The organism is Mesorhizobium sp. B2-7-3, from assembly GCF_006440715.1.
Lineage (GTDB): Bacteria > Pseudomonadota > Alphaproteobacteria > Rhizobiales > Rhizobiaceae > Mesorhizobium > Mesorhizobium australicum.
This window is the reverse complement of record NZ_VFTY01000002.1, coordinates 645,604-665,937: the sequence shown is the minus strand read 5'-3', so window position 1 is coordinate 665,937 and position 20,334 is coordinate 645,604. Positions and strand designations below refer to the sequence as shown.

22 protein-coding genes and 1 pseudogene are annotated in these 20,334 nt (G+C 63.7%); 13 read left to right on the top strand and 10 right to left on the bottom strand.

Annotation, left to right across the window (positions count from 1 at the left end; translation table 11 throughout):
* Positions 1-86: 86 nt before the first annotated feature.
* Genes lptB through lptC form a run of 3 tightly spaced genes read right to left on the bottom strand, consistent with a single transcriptional unit; the run spans position 87 to position 2,192 of the window.
* The gene (gene lptB, locus FJW04_RS07225) at positions 87-899 is read right to left on the bottom strand and encodes an LPS export ABC transporter ATP-binding protein (RefSeq protein ID WP_140713210.1); all 813 of its coding nucleotides are present in this window, start codon (positions 897-899) and stop codon (positions 87-89) included.
* The gene (locus FJW04_RS07220; protein ID WP_015315716.1) at positions 899-1,492 is read right to left on the bottom strand and encodes an LptA/OstA family protein; all 594 of its coding nucleotides are present in this window, start codon (positions 1,490-1,492) and stop codon (positions 899-901) included. The genes lptB and FJW04_RS07220 overlap by 1 nt, the downstream gene beginning before the upstream one ends.
* Positions 1,479-2,192, bottom strand: coding sequence for an LPS export ABC transporter periplasmic protein LptC (gene lptC, locus FJW04_RS07215; RefSeq protein ID WP_140713208.1), 714 nt, complete (start codon positions 2,190-2,192; stop codon positions 1,479-1,481). Before lptC ends, FJW04_RS07220 begins: the two co-directional genes overlap by 14 nt.
* A gap of 352 nt (positions 2,193-2,544) precedes the next feature.
* Between lptC and sppA the strand changes: the two genes are divergently transcribed.
* From sppA to FJW04_RS07195, 4 genes are all read left to right on the top strand, one after another.
* On the top strand, positions 2,545-3,501 hold the full coding sequence (gene sppA / locus FJW04_RS07210; RefSeq protein ID WP_140713206.1) for a signal peptide peptidase SppA: 957 nt from the start codon (positions 2,545-2,547) through the stop codon (positions 3,499-3,501).
* A 79-nt stretch (positions 3,502-3,580) separates the two neighbouring features.
* Positions 3,581-3,865 carry an integration host factor subunit beta gene (locus FJW04_RS07205; RefSeq protein WP_006200394.1) on the top strand — a complete coding sequence of 95 codons (285 nt, stop codon included), beginning with the start codon at positions 3,581-3,583 and terminating at the stop codon, positions 3,863-3,865.
* A gap of 50 nt (positions 3,866-3,915) precedes the next feature.
* Positions 3,916-4,272: a hypothetical protein gene (locus FJW04_RS07200; protein ID WP_015315713.1), complete on the top strand. Its 357-nt coding sequence runs from the start codon at positions 3,916-3,918 to the stop codon at positions 4,270-4,272.
* Positions 4,273-4,307: 35 nt separating this feature from the next.
* Positions 4,308-5,273 carry an ornithine cyclodeaminase family protein gene (locus tag FJW04_RS07195; protein ID WP_140713204.1) on the top strand — a complete coding sequence of 322 codons (966 nt, stop codon included), beginning with the start codon at positions 4,308-4,310 and terminating at the stop codon, positions 5,271-5,273.
* A 38-nt stretch (positions 5,274-5,311) separates the two neighbouring features.
* On the opposite strand, the pseudogene FJW04_RS07190 reads toward FJW04_RS07195, so the two are convergent.
* Positions 5,312-5,542, bottom strand: a pseudogene (locus FJW04_RS07190) (EVE domain-containing protein); the annotation flags it as partial.
* Positions 5,543-5,691: 149 nt separating this feature from the next.
* On the opposite strand from FJW04_RS07190, the gene FJW04_RS07185 reads away from it, so the two are divergent.
* From FJW04_RS07185 to FJW04_RS07155, 7 genes are all read left to right on the top strand, one after another.
* Positions 5,692-6,180 (top strand): DUF1772 domain-containing protein, encoded by a 489-nt coding sequence (locus tag FJW04_RS07185; protein WP_140713202.1) that lies wholly within the window; start codon positions 5,692-5,694, stop codon positions 6,178-6,180.
* Positions 6,181-6,306: 126 nt separating this feature from the next.
* Positions 6,307-7,389, top strand: coding sequence for a class I SAM-dependent rRNA methyltransferase (locus FJW04_RS07180; RefSeq protein ID WP_140713200.1), 1,083 nt, complete (start codon positions 6,307-6,309; stop codon positions 7,387-7,389).
* A 1-nt stretch (position 7,390) separates the two neighbouring features.
* On the top strand, positions 7,391-8,248 hold the full coding sequence (locus FJW04_RS07175) for an RNA methyltransferase (RefSeq protein ID WP_015315708.1): 858 nt from the start codon (positions 7,391-7,393) through the stop codon (positions 8,246-8,248).
* A gap of 13 nt (positions 8,249-8,261) precedes the next feature.
* The gene (lspA, locus tag FJW04_RS07170) at positions 8,262-8,759 is read left to right on the top strand and encodes a signal peptidase II (RefSeq protein ID WP_140713199.1); all 498 of its coding nucleotides are present in this window, start codon (positions 8,262-8,264) and stop codon (positions 8,757-8,759) included.
* Positions 8,760-8,812: 53 nt separating this feature from the next.
* Positions 8,813-9,802 carry an MDR family oxidoreductase gene (locus FJW04_RS07165; protein ID WP_140713198.1) on the top strand — a complete coding sequence of 330 codons (990 nt, stop codon included), beginning with the start codon at positions 8,813-8,815 and terminating at the stop codon, positions 9,800-9,802.
* Between the two features lie 144 nt (positions 9,803-9,946).
* Positions 9,947-12,241 carry a PAS domain-containing hybrid sensor histidine kinase/response regulator gene (locus FJW04_RS07160; RefSeq protein ID WP_140713197.1) on the top strand — a complete coding sequence of 765 codons (2,295 nt, stop codon included), beginning with the start codon at positions 9,947-9,949 and terminating at the stop codon, positions 12,239-12,241.
* A gap of 239 nt (positions 12,242-12,480) precedes the next feature.
* Positions 12,481-13,356 (top strand): GNAT family N-acetyltransferase, encoded by an 876-nt coding sequence (locus FJW04_RS07155; protein ID WP_041163320.1) that lies wholly within the window; start codon positions 12,481-12,483, stop codon positions 13,354-13,356.
* Between the two features lie 93 nt (positions 13,357-13,449).
* On the opposite strand, the gene FJW04_RS07150 is transcribed toward FJW04_RS07155, so the two are convergent.
* The gene (locus tag FJW04_RS07150; RefSeq protein ID WP_140618884.1) at positions 13,450-14,082 is read right to left on the bottom strand and encodes a trimeric intracellular cation channel family protein; all 633 of its coding nucleotides are present in this window, start codon (positions 14,080-14,082) and stop codon (positions 13,450-13,452) included.
* A 103-nt stretch (positions 14,083-14,185) separates the two neighbouring features.
* The gene (grpE, locus tag FJW04_RS07145) at positions 14,186-14,818 is read right to left on the bottom strand and encodes a nucleotide exchange factor GrpE (RefSeq protein ID WP_015315702.1); all 633 of its coding nucleotides are present in this window, start codon (positions 14,816-14,818) and stop codon (positions 14,186-14,188) included.
* A gap of 238 nt (positions 14,819-15,056) precedes the next feature.
* On the opposite strand from grpE, the gene FJW04_RS07140 reads away from it, so the two are divergent.
* Together FJW04_RS07140 and FJW04_RS07135 are read left to right on the top strand one after the other, a co-directional pair.
* Entirely contained in the window at positions 15,057-15,257 is a 201-nt protein-coding gene (locus tag FJW04_RS07140) for a hypothetical protein (RefSeq protein WP_023781176.1), read from the top strand.
* A gap of 89 nt (positions 15,258-15,346) precedes the next feature.
* Entirely contained in the window at positions 15,347-16,369 is a 1,023-nt protein-coding gene (locus FJW04_RS07135) for a fatty acid desaturase (RefSeq protein ID WP_140713196.1), read from the top strand.
* A gap of 45 nt (positions 16,370-16,414) precedes the next feature.
* Here FJW04_RS07135 and FJW04_RS07130 read toward each other — a convergent pair whose 3' ends face one another.
* The 4 genes from FJW04_RS07130 to FJW04_RS07115 form a co-directional block, all read right to left on the bottom strand.
* Entirely contained in the window at positions 16,415-17,035 is a 621-nt protein-coding gene (locus FJW04_RS07130) for a DJ-1/PfpI family protein (protein WP_140713195.1), read from the bottom strand.
* Between the two features lie 149 nt (positions 17,036-17,184).
* Positions 17,185-17,718, bottom strand: coding sequence for a DUF934 domain-containing protein (locus FJW04_RS07125; protein WP_140713194.1), 534 nt, complete (start codon positions 17,716-17,718; stop codon positions 17,185-17,187).
* Positions 17,719-17,887: 169 nt separating this feature from the next.
* A complete protein-coding gene (locus tag FJW04_RS07120) occupies positions 17,888-18,652 on the bottom strand; it encodes a phosphoadenylyl-sulfate reductase (RefSeq protein ID WP_023770638.1) in 765 nt (254 codons plus the stop codon).
* A complete protein-coding gene (locus FJW04_RS07115) occupies positions 18,627-20,297 on the bottom strand; it encodes a nitrite/sulfite reductase (protein WP_140713193.1) in 1,671 nt (556 codons plus the stop codon). The genes FJW04_RS07120 and FJW04_RS07115 overlap by 26 nt, the downstream gene beginning before the upstream one ends.
* Positions 20,298-20,334 lie beyond the last annotated feature (37 nt).

The window sequence follows — 20,334 nt, the reverse complement described above, 5'->3', positions numbered from 1 at the left end:
GCTTACCGGAGCGTTATCCCGGAGCAAAATCGCGGAAAACAGGTCGCCGGCGCGCAAAAAATCGTATCAGGAAACAAATTTCACGCTCAGAGCGTAAAACCCTCGCCGAGATAAAGCCGCCGCACGTCGGGATTTGCCACCACTTCGTCGGCGCGGCCATGAGTGAGCACCTGGCCGGCGTGGATGATGTAGGCGCGGTCGATCAGGCCGAGCGTCTCACGCACATTGTGGTCGGTGATGAGGACCCCGATGCCGCGCGCCGTCAGGTGACGCACCAATTGCTGAATATCGGCGACGGCGATCGGATCGATGCCGGCGAAGGGCTCGTCGAGCAGCATGTAGGCCGGGCGCGTCGCCAGCGCGCGCGCGATTTCCAGGCGCCGCCTTTCGCCGCCCGAGAGCGACATGGATGGCGCCTTGCGCAGATGGCTGATGTGAAATTCCTCAAGCAGTTCGTCGAGGTTGCGCTCGCGGATCTTGCGATCCTTTTCGACCACTTCGAGCACGGCGCGGATGTTCTGCTCGACATTGAGGCCGCGAAAGATCGAGGCCTCCTGAGGCAGATAGCCGATGCCGAGGCGCGCGCGACGATACATCGGCATCGAGGTGACGTCGAACCCGTCGATCTCGATCGTGCCTTCATCCACCGGCACCAGGCCGGTGACCATGTAGAAACAGGTCGTCTTGCCGGCGCCGTTGGGGCCGAGCAGCCCGACGGCCTCGCCTGCGCGCACGCCCAGCGTGACGCCGCTGACGACCTTGCGGCCCTTGTAGCTCTTGGTCAGACCCTTGGCGATCAAGGTTCCCTTGAACTTCGCCTTGTCGACCGTGGCCGGCGCCGAAAGCTTGCCTGCGGCCCGTCCCGGAAGACGTGCCGTCAGCGACGACAGGCTGACCATCAGGGGTTCGTCGCTCCCGATTTCGGCGGCGGTGTGATCGACATCTGCACACGCTGCCCAGCACATGGATCGACCTGGGCCAGCCCGGTTTTCATCTGCACGGTGAGCTTGCAGCCGACCAGCACATTGTCGTTTTGCGAAAGGACGACCTTTTTGCCCGAAAGCACCAGCACCTGGCTCTTCATGTCGAAACTGCCCTGATCGCCGGTCGCGACCTGCTGATCCGACTTGATGTAGACCTTGTCGGAGATCTCCAGGTGATCGATGTTGGCCGAGCCGGTCATGGCTGCCGCCCCGGCGGCTTCGGCGCCCTTGGCGCCCGCATTGGGGTCCTTGACGTAGTAGACCATCATCTTGCCGGCCTTCATCAGCGTCGGCCCCTGGACGACGGTGACATTGCCGGTGAAGATCGCGACGCTGTCGGCCTGGTGGACTTCCAGCTTGTCGCTTTCGATCTGGATCGGCTTGTCGCCGGCCAGTTTGAGACCCGACACCTGGCTGGCCGCTCCCGACTGAGCCAGCGACGGCGCCAGGCTGAGCAGGAACAGCGCCGAAGTTGCGGCCGCAAGCCGTGTCGAATTATTGAGCCACATTCGCTTCTTCGCCCTTTGCCTCAGCCGCCTTCAGAACGGCGGGATCGATGTTGACACGAACCTTGTTCTCGAACACCAGGATCTTGCCATTGTCCTGGACCGACATCGAATCCGCCCTGATCTGCGACCCGCCACGGCTGACATCGACCGGATCATCCGTCTTCATAGTGCCTTTGCCCATGTCGAGGAAGACCGATTTGAACTTGGCCTGGAGGCCGTCGGTCGTACTGATGGTGACGTCGCTGTTCAGCTTCATCGTATTGCCGTCGCGATCGTAGGTACCGCGCGAGGCTTTAATCGCCGCGACATTGTCGGGGGCGATCGGCACCTTGGCGTCGATCCCTTCGAGTTCGATGATGCCTTGCGTGCTCACATCCTGTATCGCCCGCAGCGCCGTCATCGAATAAGGCTGCTTCTGCTTGGTGAAACCATTGAGTTTGGGATTGGCCATCACCAGCTTACCGTTCGAGAAGGCGGTGCCTTCGGCCTGCACCGCGACGGAGACGGGCGCGGCGAGGTAGGAATAGACTGGGAAGGCGACGGCGATCAATGCCGCGGCGAAGGGCACGGCGAATTTGAGCACGCGCACGCGGCGTGAATGACGCTGGGCGCGGTCGAAAGCTTCGCCCCGCGTCCAGTCATCCGCCGGGGGAGCCAACTCCGTCTCCGGGCTGGTCGGTTCATTCGGTCGCGCTAACATGACTGCTTTCTTCTAAAACCCTGCCCCGGGAGCACCGCCTATAGGTGGGACGCCAGCGCCCTCGCGCAAGCACAAGCCGACGAAAACCGCAAAAATGTGACAGCTGCCGTGCACAAACGAAACCGGGTCAGCGCAACAGCCAGTGCTTCATAGCAGAAATAGACGCCCTTGCGTCTTTTTTCACCACCGAAGTTCTTCCCACTTACCTTGCGTCGCCCGCACAGGCCAGTCACAAAACAGACAACACGGACCGCCGCGCGCGGATTGCCGCGCCGTGTGCGGGACGGAACTGCTTCCCGATCAAGACATCATGGTCTAAAAGCGTCTCTTCCCGATGACTGTGAGGCTGACGATGGCATTGAGAGCCGACGACCTGATCGACCGCCGCCGCTTGCGGCGCAAGCTGACTTTCTGGCGTGTCGCGGCCTTCGGCATCGTGGCGCTCGGGGTGATTGCGGTGTCGGCCTGGTTCTATGGCGACGATTTCGGCGGCTCCGCCGTCGACCACATCGCCAAGGTCAGGATCGAAGGCACCATCACCGAGGACGACGAACTGATCAAGCGGCTGGAGGCTATTCGCCAGTCGCCGAAAGTAAAAGGCGTGATCCTTGTGGTCGATTCTCCTGGCGGCACCACCGTCGGCGGGGAATCAATCTACGAGGAGGTGCGCAAGCTGGCCGCCGACAAGCCTGTCGTGGCCGAGGTCGGCACGCTCGCCGCGTCGGCGGGTTACATGATCGCCAGTGCCGCCGACCATATTGTCGCCCGCAAGACCTCGATCGTCGGCTCGATCGGCGTGCTGATCCAGTATCCCGACGTCAGCGGCCTGATGGACAAGCTCGGCGTCAAGCTGGAGGAGGTCAAGTCCTCGCCGCTGAAAGCCTCACCCTCGCCCTTCAAGCCGACCAATGACGACGAGCGCGCCATGGTCCGCAAGCTCATTCTGGACAGCTACGACTGGTTCGTCGGCATCGTCGCCGAACGTCGCAAGATGACCCACGAACAGGCGCTGGCGCTGGCCGACGGTTCGATCTTCACTGGCCGCCAGGGTGTTGCCAACGGGCTGATCGACGCCGTCGGCGGCGAGTCCGTGGCGATCGACTGGCTGGCGACCAAGGGTGTCGATGCCAAGCTCAAGGTGGTCGAGTGGAAGGACACGGAACGGCGCGGCGGTTTCCTGTTCTCGAAGGCGATGGCACGCACGATCGCCGGCGCGCTCGGCCTGCCGGACTCCGGCGGCGACGTGATCCATGAACTTGGCGCCGACCGCTTGTTTCTTGACGGTCTCGTTTCCGTCTGGCACCCTTGAGACGCATTGGGACAGCTAAAAAAGCAAATAAAATCATCCTGATAATTTTGGCCGAACTGCTTTCACGGGGACCCGTCTGATGATCAAGTCCGAGCTTGTGCAGATTATTGCCACGCGCAATCCGCATCTTTTCCTGCGCGACGTCGAAAACATCGTCGGCGCGATCTTCGATGAAATCACCGACGCGCTTGCCGAGGGCAACCGGGTCGAATTGCGCGGTTTCGGCGCTTTTTCGGTGAAGAACCGACCTGCCCGCACCGGCCGCAACCCGCGCACCGGCGAATCCGTCGAGGTCGAGGAGAAATGGGTGCCGTTCTTCAAGACCGGCAAGGAGTTGCGTGAAAGGCTGAACGGCGGCAAGTAGGCGCGTCAGCGCCGGACGGCCTTATCGGCCCGCTTGCGACGGAAAACATCATGCTCAATCGCTTCATGCTCATCGTGGTCTTCGTGCCCCTGGCGATCATCCTGATCGCTTTGGCCGTCGCCAACCGCGAACTCGTCGCCTTCACGCTGGACCCCTTCAATCCCGGAAATCCGAAGCTGACACTCACCTTGCCGCTGTTCATCTTCCTGTTCCTGGCGCTCGCCATCGGCATGGTCGTCGGCAGCCTGGCGACATGGGTGAAGCAGGGCCACTACCGCAAACTGGCTCGCCAGCGCGGTGTCGAGGCCGAAAACCTGCGCCAGGCAGTCAGCCGCACGCCCTCGGTGCCGCAGGCATCAGCCCAAGCACCGGCCCAAGGGTCGGCGTTGCCGAAGCCGACCAATTGAGCCGCAGGTCGGCGTTTCTTTTCACGGAGCTTTTCATGCTGACCATTTCGGCCGCTGAGGTCGATCGTGCGCTGACCTTTCCTGGACTGGTCGAGACATTGCGCACGGCATTTCGCGAGGGCGCGGTGCAGCCGGTCAGGCATCATCACACGGTCGAAAGGCCTGACGGCGCGGCGTCGACCTTGCTGCTGATGCCCGCATGGACCGATTTTCACGCCGTGGGCCGTTCCGCCGGCGGCCATATCGGCGTCAAGATCGTCACCGTCTCGCCCGACAACAACGCCGTCGGCAAGCCCGCCGTGATGGGGCTCTATCTCCTGCTCGATGGCAGCACCGGCGAGCCGGAAGCCCTGATCGACGGCCAGCGGCTGACGCAGTGGCGCACGGCGTGCGCCTCGGCCCTCGCGGCGTCCTATCTCGCCCGCGACGATGCCTCGCGGCTGCTCGTGGTCGGCGCCGGCGCGCTGTCGCCCTTCCTGGCCAAGGCGCACAGCGCCGTGCGGCCAATCAAGACCATCCGCATCTGGAACCGCACCCCGGCCAACGCCGAGAAAGTCGCGGCCGATCTGCGCGCCGAGGGCTTCGCGGCCAGCGCCGCGACCGATCTCGATGCCGAGCTTGGCCAAGCCGACATCGTCTCCTCGGCGACAATCACCACCACGCCACTGATCAAGGGCACGTTGCTGCGGCCGGGAACCCATGTCGACCTGGTCGGCGGCTTTACGCCTGCGATGCGCGAAAGCGATGACGACGCGGTCATGCGCGCCCGCGTCTATGTCGACACCCGCGCCGGCGCCACCAAGGAAGCCGGCGACATCGTCCAGCCACTGGCCTCAGGCGTGCTGAAACCACAAGCCATCGTCGCCGACCTGCACGAACTGGCGCGCGGCCAAAAGGAAGGTCGCGGCAGCCCGGACGAGATTACGCTGTTCAAGTCGGTCGGTGCCGCGCTGGAGGACTTGGCCGCCGGCATTGCCGTCTACAAGGCGCTCAGGGGCTAGTCGAGGCGAGTTTGGCGCCCATCGTCTGCGCGATCGCCGCCCATGTCGCCTTGATAGGGCTCTCCTTCCCGCACCATGCCGATCGCCGTGAACGCCTGCAGACCGTCTTTCTCCCCCAAAACCGTGGTCGGCGAATAATAGACGATGCCATCACCGGGCCTGACGCGGCGCAGCGGTGCCGCCTTGCCATGGTTGACCTGCATGAAGCCGCCCTTGCGGCCGCGCCGGACATGTTCGGCCGACGCCACGGCGATCCAATACGCGCTCATTTCTGTTCCTAATTGGCCAGTTGTCCGTCGGCCAACGCTTGCCCGCTAATCGGCCCGCAGTGCCGGAGCGCCAAACGATAGGGCTGGGGCCGCGGCAATGGCAAGTGCGGCCGTTCGGAACGGCTTCGGCCGGGAACCGTTGTTGCGTCATGCGACTATATGGCTTCCTGCTGTTCTGGTCTGTCTTGGCCACCATGGTCGCCGCACTCAGCCTCGGGCCGTCCTTCGCCCACGTTCTGGAATCGGCGCCCCGGCTCACCCGATGGTCCCCGGCGCTTTGGCGCGAGGCCACCGTTTTCAACGGCCAGTTCCTGCTCTTCGCAATCATTGGCGCGCCGCTGGATATCGCGGCAATCATCTGCCCGGGACTGCTGGCGTGGCTGCTGCGCCAGGATCGGCCGGCGTTCTGGTTCGCACTCGCCGCCACCTTGCTCTATGCGCTATCCCTCGTGCTTTGGTTCGTTCTCGTCAAACCGGCCAATAAAATTCTCGCCACCTGGGTGCCAGGGCCAATTCCAGACAATTTCGAAGCCATACGGCTGCGCTGGGAAACCGGCCACATGGCCGTCGCGGCGGCCAAGGCTGCCGGCTTCGTTTCGCTGGTTGTCGCACTGCTTTCGATCGGGCGTGGCGGCTAAGCCATCCGCAATCGCCCCAATCGCCGCAACTGCTCCAATCGTTGCTATCGCAATGTCGCGCGGGTTTGTTGCGCCGATGGGCATAGCTGTGGCAGAAGCGGGCCGAACCGCCGGAGAAGCTGTCTCTTGAAGTCTTTTCGCGACAAACGCCGCGACGGCCGCCCGCACCAGCCGGGTAAAGGCGAAGCCGCGCAATCGCGTCCACCGGAAGGCCGCGGCGTGACCAGGCCGGAGGTCAGGCCGCGGCAAGACCTGAAGCCGGACCAGCCCGCACCGAAATCCACGCCCCGCAACCTTGCCCGTCGCGACGGCGTCCTGCCCGCTGAGCAACTTCCGGTAATCCTCGAAGTGGCACCCAACGCGGATTACGCGCTGCTCGACAGTGGCGCTGGACAAAAGCTTGAACAATATGGCCCCTACCGCATCGTGCGGCCCGAGGGTCAGGCGATCTGGCAGAAGGCTCTGCCGGCCAGGGACTGGGAGCGTGCCGACGCGATCTTCACCGGCGACACCGACGAGGAAGGCATCGGCCGCTGGCGTTTTCCCAGGACGCCGCTCGGCGAAACCTGGCCGATGAAGCATGACGGCATCGACTATCTCGGCCGCTTCACCTCGTTTCGCCATGTCGGGGTCTTTCCCGAGCAGGCGTCGCACTGGGACCATATGGCCGGGCTGATCGCGGCCGCCAGGCGGCCAGTCAAGGTACTCAACCTGTTCGGCTATACCGGCCTTGCCTCGCTGGTGGCGGCGCGCGCCGGCGCTGAGGTCACCCATGTCGACGCCTCGAAAAAGGCGATCGGCTGGGCTCGCGAAAACCAGGAGATATCCGGACTTGGCGGCAAGCCGATCCGCTGGATCGTCGACGACGCGGTCAAGTTCGCCGAGCGCGAGGAGCGTCGCGGCAGCCGCTACGACATCATCCTGTTCGATCCGCCGGCCTATGGCCGCGGCCCCAAGGGCGAGGTCTGGCAATTGTTCGAAGATCTTCCCGATCTGACGGACCTCTGTCGCTCGATCCTGACCCCAAGACCGCTTGCCGTGGTGCTGACCGCCTATTCGATCCGTGCCTCCTTCTTCGCCATCCACGCTCTGGTGCGCGACACATTCGCCGGCATGGGCGGCAAGGTTGAATCGGGTGAGCTGATCATCCGTGAAAAGTCCGCCGGCCGGGCGCTTTCGACGTCACTGTTTTCGCGCTGGGTGGCCTGACATGAACGAACGGCATGCCGGCGCGCCCGGTCAGGTGAAGGAAGTCACCAGCCTTGCCAATCCGCTGGTCAAGGACATCAAGGCACTTGCCTTGAAGAAATTCCGCGACCAGCAGAACGCCTTCATGGCCGAGGGGCTGAAGCTGGTCATCGATGCGCTCGACTTGGGCTGGCAGATCAGGACGTTGGTTTTCGCCAAGGCAGGACGCGGCAACGCGGCCGTGGAAAAGGTCGCGGCACGCACGGTCGCCGCCGGCGGCACCGTGCTCGAAGTATCGGAAAAGGTGCTTGTCGCCATCACCCGCCGCGACAATCCGCAAATGGTGGTCGGCGTCTTCTCGCAGAAATTCCTGGCCCTGAAGGACATCCGTGCCGACAATGGCGATGTCTGGGTGGCGCTGGACCGGGTGCGCGATCCCGGCAATCTCGGCACCGTCATCCGCACCGTCGATGCCGTCGGCGCCAAGGGCGTCATCCTGGTCGGCGACACCACCGATCCGTTTTCGGTGGAAACGGTGCGCGCCACCATGGGGTCGATCTTCGCCATACCGGTGGCCAAGGCAACGACGGAGGCATTCCTTGCCTGGCGCGGCGGCTTTTCAGGGCTGGTTGCCGGCACGCATCTGAAAGGCGCGGTCGACTACCGCTCGGTCGATTTTTCCCGCGGGCCGGTGCTGCTGATGATGGGCAATGAGCAGCAGGGCCTGCCCGAAAGCCTGGCGGCAAGCTGCGACAGGCTGCTCAGGATTCCGCAGGCGGGCCGTGCCGATTCGCTCAATCTCGCGGTCGCCACCGGCATCATGCTGTTCGAGATCCGGCGCGGCGCGCTGAAGCTCGAACCAATTTCGGACCAGCAATGAGGGTTGCCCAATCGTGAAATCATGGTCTCCCTACGCGCTGCTCGTCATCGTGGCCATTGCGCTCGACCAGTGGATAAAGACACTGGTCGAAGCCGGACTGCCCTTCCAGGAAAAGCTCGACCTCCTGCCCTTCCTGGCGCTGTTTCGCACCTACAACACCGGCATCGCCTTCTCGATGTTCTCCTCCTTCGGTGACATCGGCCTGGTTGTCATCGCGGTGCTGGTCGTCGCTTTCGTGCTTTACCTCGCCACGCGCACGCCATCGGGCCATGTCATCGCGCGCACCGGCTTTGCCCTGATCATCGGCGGCGCGCTGGGCAATCTGATCGACCGCGCCGTCTACGGCCACGTCATCGATTACATCCTGTTCCACACGCCGGTCTGGTCCTTCGCCGTCTTCAACCTTGCCGACGCCTTCATTTCGGTGGGCGCGGCCCTGGTCGTCTTCGACGAACTCATCGGCTGGCGGCGTGAACCCACGCCTCCGAACGCCAAGCCTTCCAAGGATTGACCCCGCGCGGCCATCGCCGCACAGTCACGCCAAGCAAGTTCGCGGAGAACAAGATGACCGAAACCTTCAAAGCCATCCTCGTTTCGCGCGATGCCGAGAAAAAGCAGTCGGTCGCCGTGACCGATCTCACCGAGGTCGATCTGATGGAGGGCGACGTCACCATCGCAGTCGAGGCGACGACGGTGAACTACAAGGATGGACTGGCGATATCGGGCAAGGCGCCGGTGATCCGTCGATGGCCACTGGTGCCGGGCATCGACCTTGCGGGCACCGTCATCTCCTCTTCCAATCCCGACTGGCGCAAGGGCGACAAGGTCATCCTGAACGGCTGGGGCGTTGGCGAAACCCATTTCGGCGCCTATGCCGGGCGCGCCCGCGTCAAGGGCGACTGGCTGGTGCCTCTGCCGGAGGGCATGAGCGCGCATGATGCCATGGCGGTCGGCACCGCCGGCTACACGGCCATGCTCTGCGTCATGGCGCTGGAGCGGCACGGCATCCTGCCTGAGCGCGGACCTGTCGTGGTGACGGGTGCTGCGGGCGGCGTCGGTTCGGTCGCGGTCTCGATCCTGTCCAGCCTCGGCTACCATGTCATCGCGTCGACCGGCCGCAACGCCGAAAGCCCCTATCTGATCAACCTCGGCGCCGCCGAGGTGATATCGCGCGACGAGCTCAACCAGCCCGCCAAGCCGTTGGCCAAGGAGCGCTGGGCCGGCGGCATCGATTCGGTCGGCAGCCACACGCTGGCCAATGTGCTGTCGATGACCTCCTATGGCGGCGCGGTCGCGGCCTGCGGCCTGGCCGGCGGCATGGATCTTCCGTCGAGTGTTGCCCCCTTCATCCTGCGCGGCGTCTCCCTGCTCGGCATCGATTCGGTGATGGCGCCGAAAGCCGTGCGCCTCGAGGCCTGGCGGCGCATCGGCTCCGATCTCGATGTGGACAAGCTCGCCAGCCTGTCCACGACCATCGGCTTCGACGGCATCATCGGTGCGGCACACGACATCGTCGACGGCAAGATCCGCGGCCGCGTCGTCGTCGACATGTGACCCGGTTCAGGGGTGGCAGGCGCCGGGCGGAATTGCCACATTGGCTGGCAAATCCGTCGCCGCCGGGCCAAAAACGCCCGATCCGCTAAAATTCGAACGATCCCCCGCAATTTTCCATAATCTCTGTCTGGCAAAGGATTTCGCATGATCGCGGAATCCGACAGTCAACAGGCCGACGCCGGCGACGACATCGATGCGGCATCGGCGCAACCGCCGGTATCGGCGCGGCGGTTTATCGCCGCGCCGCCGCTGGTCCCTGATCAGCAACCGGCCAAGCGCGAAGGGCTGCCGGTCCTGACCTTTGTTGCCGTCATGCTGCTGGCCGGCCTCTCATCCCTGACCGGGGCGCCAGTCTTCATCAGCCTTGCCTTGCTGGCAACCGGCCTTGCTGGCCTGGCCATGCATCTGCGCGCCAGACGCAGCGTACGCCGCACCGCGGTTCTGCTCAACGAAACCACCGCCCGCAACCGCGCCGAGATCGAGACGCTGGCCGACCGCATGTGGGAGATGCAGGAAAGCGAGGAGCGCTTTCGCGGTCTCATCGACGCGCTCGGCGATCTCGTCATCCATCGCGACCGCGACGGCTACATCGTCTACGCCAACAAGGTGTTCGCCGACCTCGTCGAAACCGATCCGCGCGATCTTGCCGGCAAGACGTTGGCCGAACTCGGCATCGAGGTCGGCATCGTTCCCGATGCGGCTTTCTCCGACCATGAATGCCTGAGTTCCACCGACGTTGCCATCCGCACGCCGACGGGCCCGCGCTGGTTCTCCTGGATCGAGCTGTCGGTGCGCGAAAAGGACAGCGGTGCCGTCTCGCATCGCGCCATCGCCCGCGACATCACAGCACGCAAGCGCGCTGAATCGTCCATGATCACCGCGCGCGAGCGGGCCGAGTTCGCGAGCCAGGCCAAGTCGCGCTTCCTCGCCACCGTCAGCCATGAGATCCGCACGCCGATGAACGGCATCATGGGCATGGCCAGGCTGCTCGCCGACACCAGCCTTTCGCCGGAGCAGCAGACCTATGTCGGCGCCATCTCGACCTCGGCCAGCGCCTTGCTTGCCCTGATCGAGGACCTGCTCGACTATTCCAAGATCGAGGCCGGACGCTTCGATCCTGAACCGCAGCCCATGTCGGTGCGCGAGACCGCCGACAACATCATCGAATTGATGGCCGCGCGCGCCTTCGCCAAGAGCATTGGCCTTGGCTGCCATGTCGAACCGGATGTGCCGCAATTGATCACCGCCGATCCGGGCCGGGTCAGGCAGGTGCTGCTCAACCTCATCGGCAACGCCATCAAGTTCACCGACAGTGGCGGCGTGCTGGTCAGCGTCGCGCGCGCCCGAACCGAGACCAGCGACCGCATCTGCTTCACCATCGCCGATACCGGTCCCGGCCTGCGCGACGAGGACATGGAGCGCATCTTCGAGGAGTTTGAGCAGGCCGACGGCACCTCGACACGCACGCATGGCGGTGCTGGACTGGGACTTGCCATCTCCAAGCGCCTGGTGGCCGCCATGGGCGGCACGATTTCGGTTTCCAGCCGGCTTGGCCAGGGATCGGAATTCGTCTTCGAGATTCCCGCCACATCAGCCACCGAGCCGCCGCAGGGCCGGTTGAACGCGCTTGCCGGGCGACGCGCCGTGATCGTATCCAAGAACACCGTCGAGGCCGATGCCATCGCCCGCACCATCCGCTCCAATGGCGGCGCGGCCGGCATCGCCACCACCGTGGCTCAGGCCGCATCCTTTGCCGACGGCTGCGACGTGCTTCTGGTCGACGCGGCCATGGAAGAGAGTGACGGAAGGCTGCTCAAGCGGCTTCGCCAGCATGGGTTTTCCGATTGCGAAGCCGTCACGCTGATCGCACCCACCGACCGCGGCATGCTGGGCGAGTTTCGTGCCAGCGGCTACGCGACTTTCCTTGCCCGGCCAGTGCGCGGAGGAACACTTTTGCGTGTCCTTTTGAGCAGCCACGCACCGGTCCTGGCCCAGCCGCAGCCGGAAAAACGCCGCGCACCGGCGCTTCGTGCCTCAGGCGAACGCCAGCAGGGCCTGTCCGTGCTGATCGCCGAGGACAACGACATCAATGCCATGCTGGCCCGCGCGACGCTGTTGAAGGCCGGGCATCGCGTCAAGGTGGTCGGCAACGGCAAGGCCGCCGTCGAGGCGGTCACCGGTGCCGGCCACAAGCACCGCTTCGACGTGGTGCTGATGGATCTTCATATGCCCGTCATGGACGGACTGGACGCCATTGCCGCGATCCGCCGCCATGAAGAGGAGGCCTCCGTGCCGCCGGTGCCGATCATGGTGCTGTCGGCCGACAGCCAGGAAAAGACCCGCCATGCGGTGCTCGCCCACGGCGCCAGCGGCTTCGTCACCAAGCCGCTCGACCCCGATGCGCTGGTCAGTGCCGTCGAGGGCCAGGTCGCCGCTTGAGCCATCTTTTCCGGGTGCGTGGCTGGTCAAGGCCGCCAAAAACCAGCCCATTTTCGGCGCCCGCGAACGCGACGCGCCTGGGGTCTTGTGACGCAACGTAGCCGGTTGACCGTTTTCGCCAGCCGACGAAGTATTGCCCGCGACGCCGTATCACGGTACTGTCACAATCCTGTTGCACCTACACCGTATCCCCGTGCCAAGAGGGATGGCTCGAAGGAGAATCACTCGTGCATACAGTTATGCCGGAATGTGACACTCGGCCGAACGCCAGCAGCGCCTTGCTCGCCGGACGTAATGTCGATTCCGTCATAAAGGGCGCGGCGCTCGGCCGTATCGGCAATCTCGAAGTGCGGCTCGCCCGCAACGAGGCCGAGATCGCGGCCGCGCAGGAAGTGCGTTACCGTGTATTCTATGACGAGCTTGGCGCCAGGAAGGATCTGTTCCAGGCGCAGGACCGCCGCGACGCCGACCGCTTCGACCCGCTCTGCGACCATCTGCTCGTCCTCGACACCACGCTTTCCGGCCCTGAGCACCGTCGCATCGTCGGCACCTATCGGTTGCTGCGGCAAGAAATCGCGGCAACCGCCGGAGGCTTCTATTCCGAAGGCGAATTCGAGCTGACCAAGCTCATCGCCCGCCATCCCAGCCAGCGTTTCCTTGAACTCGGCCGTTCCTGCGTCTTGCCGGAATACCGTTCGAAGCGCACCATCGAAGCGCTATGGCAAGGCATCTGGGCCTACATCAATCACTACGAGATCGGGGTGATGACCGGCTGCGCCTCGTTCCATGGCACCGTGCCGGCCGCGCATGCGGAGGCGCTCACCTATCTTGCCCATCACTGCCGCACCAACTCGGCCTGGGACGTGCGCGCTGTGTCCGGGCGCTATTGCTCCATGGACCTGATGCCGATCGAGGCGGTCAACACCAAGGCGGCGATCGCGGCGATGCCGCCTCTGGTCAAGGGCTATCTGCGGGTCGGCGCTCGCATCGGCGATGGTTGCGTCATCGACCGCGAATTCTCCACGGTCGACATTTTCGTCGTGATGCCGGTCAAGGAGATCGGTGCCCGCTACGTCAACTATTATGGCGGGGAAGCGCAGCGCTTCGCCGCGTGAGCGATTAGGCAGTAGTCAGTAGTCAGTAGTCAGTAGTCAAGACGACACGATTCGCGCTTCGGCGACTACTGACCACTCCCCTACTCCCTCTCCTCACGGAATGTCTTCCGGCCGCCGGCCGGGCCGGCTCTTGTAGGCTGGAAAGGTCCAGCCGAAACGGAGCGCGCCGCCGCGCACCGCGAACGCCGCGGCGAAGCCGGCCAGCTCTGAAACGATCGGCGGCAATCCTGTGACGTCGCCAGCCGTGAAGATGGCAGCGCCCGTGAGAGCGGCCGTAACATAGATTTCCGGCCTCAGCAGCACCGAGGGTTCGCCGGCCAGCAGATCGCGCAGGATGCCGCCGGACGTGGCGGTGAGCACGCCGGTGATGACGGAGACGACCGGCGAACCGGTAATGGCCAGTCCCTTGGCCGCACCCATCACCGAAAAAGCGGCCAGCCCGATGGCGTCGAGCCAGAGCAGCCATTTCCAGCGGGATTCGATACGGTGCGCGGCAAAGAAAACCAGCACAGCGGCCGCCGCGCAAATCAGCACGTAGCTAGAGTTGGCGACCCAGAAAACCGGCAGATTGAGGATGACGTCGCGAAGCGTGCCGCCGCCGATGCCGGTGACGCTGGCCAGGAACAGGAAGCCGATAATGTCGAGCTGTTTGCGCGACGCCGCCAACGCCCCCGTCGCCGCGAAGACCGCAACGCCGGCATAGTCGAGGAGGGCGATCGGGTTCATGGAGTGAGTAGTGAAGTAGTCAGTAGTGAATGGCAATTGGCGAAGCAGGCGCCTACCCGGCCCAGTCCTTGCTACTCACAACTCTCTATCGCTACCCCACTAATCACGCATCCTTCTCGGCCTGCTCATTGACCGGCCCTGGCTCGACCGGCGCGTCGGCGGCGATTTTCGGACCACCCTTGGCGACGCCGACCATGGCCGGGCGCAGCACCCGCTCGCCGATCGAATAGCCCGGCTGCACGACCTGGACCACGGTGTTGGCCGGAACATCGGGATTGGGCACTTCAAACATTGCCTGGTGGAAATTGGGATCGAACTTCTCGCCCTCGGGAGCGAGTTTCTTGACCCCATGCCGCTCCAGCGCCGACAGCATGGCGCGCTCGGTCAGGTCGACGCCTTCGATCAGCGCCTTGAAGCCGGCATCCCCCGATGCCTTGGCCTCGGCCGGAATGGCATCCAGGGCGCGGCGCAGATTGTCCGACACCGACAGCATGTCGCGGGCGAAATTCGCCACCGCATAAGTGCGCGCGTCATGCACGTCGCGCGCGGTGCGGCGGCGCAGGTTTTCCATCTCGGCCGCGACCCGCAGCGCGCGGTCCTTCAGTTCTTCATTTTCCTTCAGCAGCCGTACAAGCGCTTCGTAGTCGCCATCGGTGCTGCCTTCCGTGCGCTCGGCATTGGCCTCGGCCGCCTCGGCTTCATTGGGCGTGCGTTCGTCTTTTGCCTGGTCGCTCATCGCCGTTTCCCGTCATCTCGAATGGTATGGATTTTGTGCCCGATATCGAGGTTCGCAGGCCAAAAATCAAGGGGAAAGCGACCGCAGGCGCCTGCGACCCGACCAGGAAAGCACGGTGGGGACGCTTCGATTTTAATTCAAATTTTACCGTACTTGCCGGCTTTGCTTGCCACGAGGCGGTGATGTGGGAACCATTCCGCTGCTGGGGGAGTTTCGGAGCCGACGCAGGATTTTTGAAATGATGACCCGCAACAAGCTTGAAAAAGGAGAAAGGCTCGCTGCGGAGGTTCGGCGCCAGTTCGGCGCCGAGGCAGTGACGCGCTTTCTGCGCACCTTGCCAGCCTTCCGCATCGAACCCGACATTCCGGACCGATTTGAGCAATTGCTCGAGCATCTCGACCGGGTCGAGGATGGCGACGCCGGCTGGCGCCGGCAGTAGGATCGCCCGGACCTTACGCGACAATTACGCACAGTAACTTTGCGTGATCCCTGGCTTGCGGTGGCGGCGCACCCTGCCTATGCTTCCTGATGAACATGATTTCCCCCGAGGCAGCTGCCAACAGCAAGCGTGCCTGGCTCAAGATCCTGGCGCGCTACAAGAAGCCTGACAGGCGGCGTAGCACACTCGAACTCGCCATCACCCTCGTTCCTTTCGCCACGCTGTGGGCTCTGTCTTCCGCTGCCTATGCCTATGGTCATTGGTGGGGACTGGTGCTGATCCTGCCCGCGGCCGGCTTCCTGGTGCGGATTTTCATGATCCAGCACGATTGCGGCCATGGCTCCTTCTTTGCCAATCGCATTGCCGATGACTGGATCGGCCGGGCGCTGGGAATCCTGACGCTCACCCCCTACGACTGCTGGCGGCGTGCCCATGCCACCCATCATGCCAGCGCCGGCAATCTCGACGAACGCGGCATGGGCGACATCAGGACGCTGACCGTCGCCGAATACCGGCGGATGTCCTGGCGGGGTCGCCTGGCTTATCGCCTCTACCGTCATCCCCTGGTGATGTTCGGCCTGGGGCCGATCTGGCTGTTCATCTTCTCGCAAAGGCTGCCTATCGGCATGATGCGTGGCGGCCTGACGCCCTGGGTGTCGTCAATGACCACCAATCTTGGCATCGCGCTTGCCGCGGCCATCCTCATCTGGGTCATCGGCCCCGGCGCGTTCCTGATCGTCCATCTGCCGATCGTCATTCTCGCCGGTTCGGCCGGCATCTGGCTGTTCTATGTCCAGCACCAGTTCGAGGAGACCGAATGGGCGAAGGATGAGGAATGGGAGTTCCAGCGCGCCGCCCTGCACGGCTCGTCCTATTACGACCTCCCGCCGGTGCTGAACTGGTTCACCGGCAATATCGGCGTTCACCACGTCCACCACCTCTCCGCCAAGGTGCCCGGCTACCGGCTGCAGGAAGTGCTGCGGGATTATCCCGAGTTGCGCGGCATCGGCCGCGTCACGCTCCTCGAGAGCCTGCGCTGCGTCAAACTGGCCTTGTGGGACGAAAGCAGCCACAAACTGGTGTCGTTCCGCGAAGCGCGGATGGCGGCGTAGAGCATACCGCCGCGCCAGCGCGCGGCGGTATTTCCCAAACCTTTCTCAGGCCGCTTGTCGCTCGTCGCGCATCAGGATCTGGCCATGGCGGATCTCCGTGCCCAGCACCTTCAGGCATTCGCGGATGAAATTGGACAGGCCCGGCCAGCCCTTGGCCGAAACGAGATTGCCGTCGACATGGGCCCCGTTCGGCGCGACGTCGATATAGATGCCGCCGGCCAGCGTGACTTCCGGCTCGCAATAGTGAAGCGCCGCCACTTCCCTGCCCCGCACCACGCCGTCGACCGCGATCAGGATCTGCACGCCATGGCAGATGGTGAAGATCGGCTTGCCTGTCTCGTGAAAGTGCCGCACCAGCGCCTGCACGCGCTTGTCGATACGGATGTATTCGGGACCACGCCCGCCTGCCGCGTAGACGGCATCGTACTGGGCCGTATCCACCTCGGAAAACGTCTTGTTGAGAATGTAATCGTGTCCGGGCTTCTCGGTGTAGGTCTGGTGGCCCTCGAAATCGTGCAGCGATGTTTTCAGCACATCGCCCGCCTTCTTGTCCGGGCAAACGACATGCACGGTATGGCCGACGGCATGCATGGCCTGTTCAAAGACGAAAATCTCGTATTCCTCGCTGAACTCGCCAACGAGCATCAATATCTTCTTGCCAGCCATTCCCGGTTTCTCCCTTTGTGGCCATTTATTTCGGGTCGCGAAATAACGGGGGTATCCTAAGGGCAAGATGCCGGGAGGAAAAGGGCAAATCGCACAATTGGTACGACCAGTTTCGAATGAGAGGGCCTTCGGCCTTCCTAGAAAAAGCGTCAGCTGTTGCGAAGGCGCCGCCAGGAATATTTCGGACCCTTGGTCTCCGTTATGGCGGCTGGCTGGTAGTAAAGCCCCAACCCACCGGTGCGGCCTTCTTCCAGGCGCTTCAAGAGCACTGGATTCGAGATCTCGAATTCATCGAAGCCAAGCCGCAGCATGTGCGGCAACGGGTCGACCAAGACCTGCCCGGTGGCACGCAGCGCGCCCGTGAAATGATAACGGCTGCGCAGCAGTTCGCCCTTGGAGAAGGAGCGGCCGTCGCCGAAAGCCGGGAAGGCCAGCGCCACCAGCGATAGCTGGTCGAGCAGGTCGGCGATCTTCTCGAGCTGGTCGCCGGGCTGCAGCACGACGCCGAGCCGCTCCTTCGCCGAGCGGCGCACCTCCGGGTCGAGATCGAGGAACGCCTGCAGCGGCAGGATGAATCGGCCATTGCCGGAAAGCGCGTCGGCGCTTTCGGCATGGCTCCACTCGTCCTCGCGAAAACCCTCCGGGGTCCAGAGCCGGGTCTCCGGTGTCGTCAGTCCAGTCATCAAAATTCCTAAAATTGGAAGAGCTCGAGCGTGTGTTGAAATTCAGGTCAGGTTGCGTCGAAAACGGCTGCTTGCGAGAACCGGAGCGAAACGTACTTGAAGTCCGTGAGCACCGGAAGCGCAGGAAGCCGCCGTTTGCAGCCCGGCCTCACCTGAATTGCAACATACCTTATAGTGATGCGTCGGTCAGCGACACTTCCAGTCCCGACAGGTGAATGCCGCACTCGGTCTTGGCGTGGCCGGCCCAGCGGCCGCTGCGCGCATCCTCGCCCGGCTGCACCGGCTGCGTGCAGGGAAAGCAGCCAATCGACAGGTAACCATAGGCAACCAGTGGGTTTTCGCGCAGCGCATGCGCGCGCATGTAGTCGGCCTGGTCCGACGTCGTCCAGTGCGCCAGCGGATTGATGCGAATGCGAGGGCCGACGGCCTCGAACACCGGAAGTGCGGCCCGTGTCGAGGCCTGGAAGCGTTTGCGGCCCGTGAACCAGGCGCGAAAGGGTGCGACGCCACGTGCCAGCGGCTCGACCTTGCGCACGTCGCAGCAGGCATCGGTATTGTTCTGGTGCAGATTGCCGGTCGGGTCGATCCGTTCGAGCGCCGCTTCGTCCGGCTTGATCACCCGGATGTTGGTCAATCCGAAATCGGCGACCAGCGCGTCGCGATAGCCGAGCGTCTCCTCGAAATGCTTGCCGGTATCGAGGAAGATGACCGGCAGCGTGCGGTCGATCTTGGCGATCATATGCAGCAGCACCGCCGAATCCGCGCCGAACGAAGACACGGCGGCGATCTCGTCGTGAAACAGATCGTTGGCCGATCGTTCGATGATCTCGATCGGGCTGAGATGACCGTAGAGCGCGTCAAACCCCGCCGCTTTGGCGGCGATGCCGTCATCGACATCGGCAATATGGTCAAGCGGCCTTGGCTTCGCCAGCATAGAGCGCCTCCTTGAACGGCTCGGGACCGACACGGCGGTAGGCGTCGATGAATTTTTCCTGCGGGTTGAGCCGAAGGCCGAGATAGGTGTCGACAATCTGCTCGATGGCGTCGGTGATTTCTTCCGAAGAGAAGCCACGGCCGATGATCTCGCCGACCGAAGTGTTCTCGTCGGCCGAACCGCCCAATGTCACCTGGTAGAGTTCGGAGCCCTTCTTCTCGACACCGAGGATGCCGATATGGCCGACATGGTGGTGGCCGCAGGCATTGATGCAGCCGGAGATCTTCAGCTTCAATTCGCCGATCTCGCGCTGCCGCTCCAGCGAGGCGAAGCGGCGCGAGATTTCCTGTGCGATCGGGATCGAGCGTGCCGTCGCCAGCGCGCAATAATCGAGGCCCGGGCACGAGATGATGTCCGAGATCAGGTTGGAATTAGCCGTCGCCAGCCCGATGTCGACCAGCGCGTCATAGACCGCCTTGAGGTCGGCACGCGCCACATGCGGCAGGATCAGGTTCTGCTCGTGGCTGACGCGAAGCTCGTCGAAGGCATATTTCTCGGCAATGTCGGCGACCGCTTCCATCTGGCTGTCGGTCGCATCGCCCGGCACCTCACCGATACCCTTGAGCGAGATCGTCACCGCCGCGTAGTCAGGGTGGCGGTGCGTCACCACGTTCTGGTCGAGCCAGTCCGAGAAGCCCTTGGAATCCAGCCGCGCCACCTTGACGGCTGCGTCGCCGTCCGGCCGCCCGGTCAGCGCCGGCGGTGCGAAATAGGCCTCGATCGCGCGGATGTCCGCCTCGGGCAGCTTCAGCTCCGCGTCCTTCAATTCCTGCCACTCGGCCTCGACCTGGCGGGTGATTTCCTCGGCGCCGGTCTCGTGGACCAGGATCTTGATGCGCGCCTTGTACTTGTTGTCGCGGCGGCCATAGAGATTGTAAACGCGCAGGATCGCCGTGCAGTAGGAGAGAAGGTCGGCTTCGGGCAAGAAGTCGCGGATCTTCCTCGCCACCATCGGCGTGCGGCCCTGGCCACCACCTACATAGACGGCGAAGCCGAGTTCGCCGGCGGCGTTCTTCTTCAGGTGCAGGCCGATATCGTGCGTCTGGATGGCGGCGCGATCGCGCTCGGCTCCCGTCACCGCGATCTTGAACTTGCGCGGCAGGAACGAGAATTCCGGATGCACCGAAGACCACTGCCGCAGGATTTCCGCATAGGGACGCGGATCGGCGACCTCGTCGGCGGCAGCCCCGGCAAAATGATCGGCGGTGACATTGCGGATGCAGTTGCCGCTGGTCTGGATGGCGTGCATCTCCACGCTGGCCAGGTCCGCCAGAATTGCCGGAATGTCCGACAGCGCCGGCCAGTTGAACTGGATGTTCTGGCGCGTGGTGAAATGGCCGTAGCCCTTATCGTATTTGCGGGCGATGTGGCCGAGCATGCGCAACTGCTTGCCGTTCAGCGTGCCGTAGGGCACAGCGATGCGCAGCATGTAGGCGTGCAGCTGCAGATAGACGCCGTTCATCAGCCGGAGCGGCCGGAACTGGTCCTCGGTGATCTCGCCGGACAGCCGGCGTTCGACCTGGTCGCTGAACTCGGCGACGCGGGCCTGGACAAAATCGTGGTCGAACTCATCGTAACGGTACATGCTTCGTCTTTCAGGGCGCGTCCGCCCGTTCACCTGG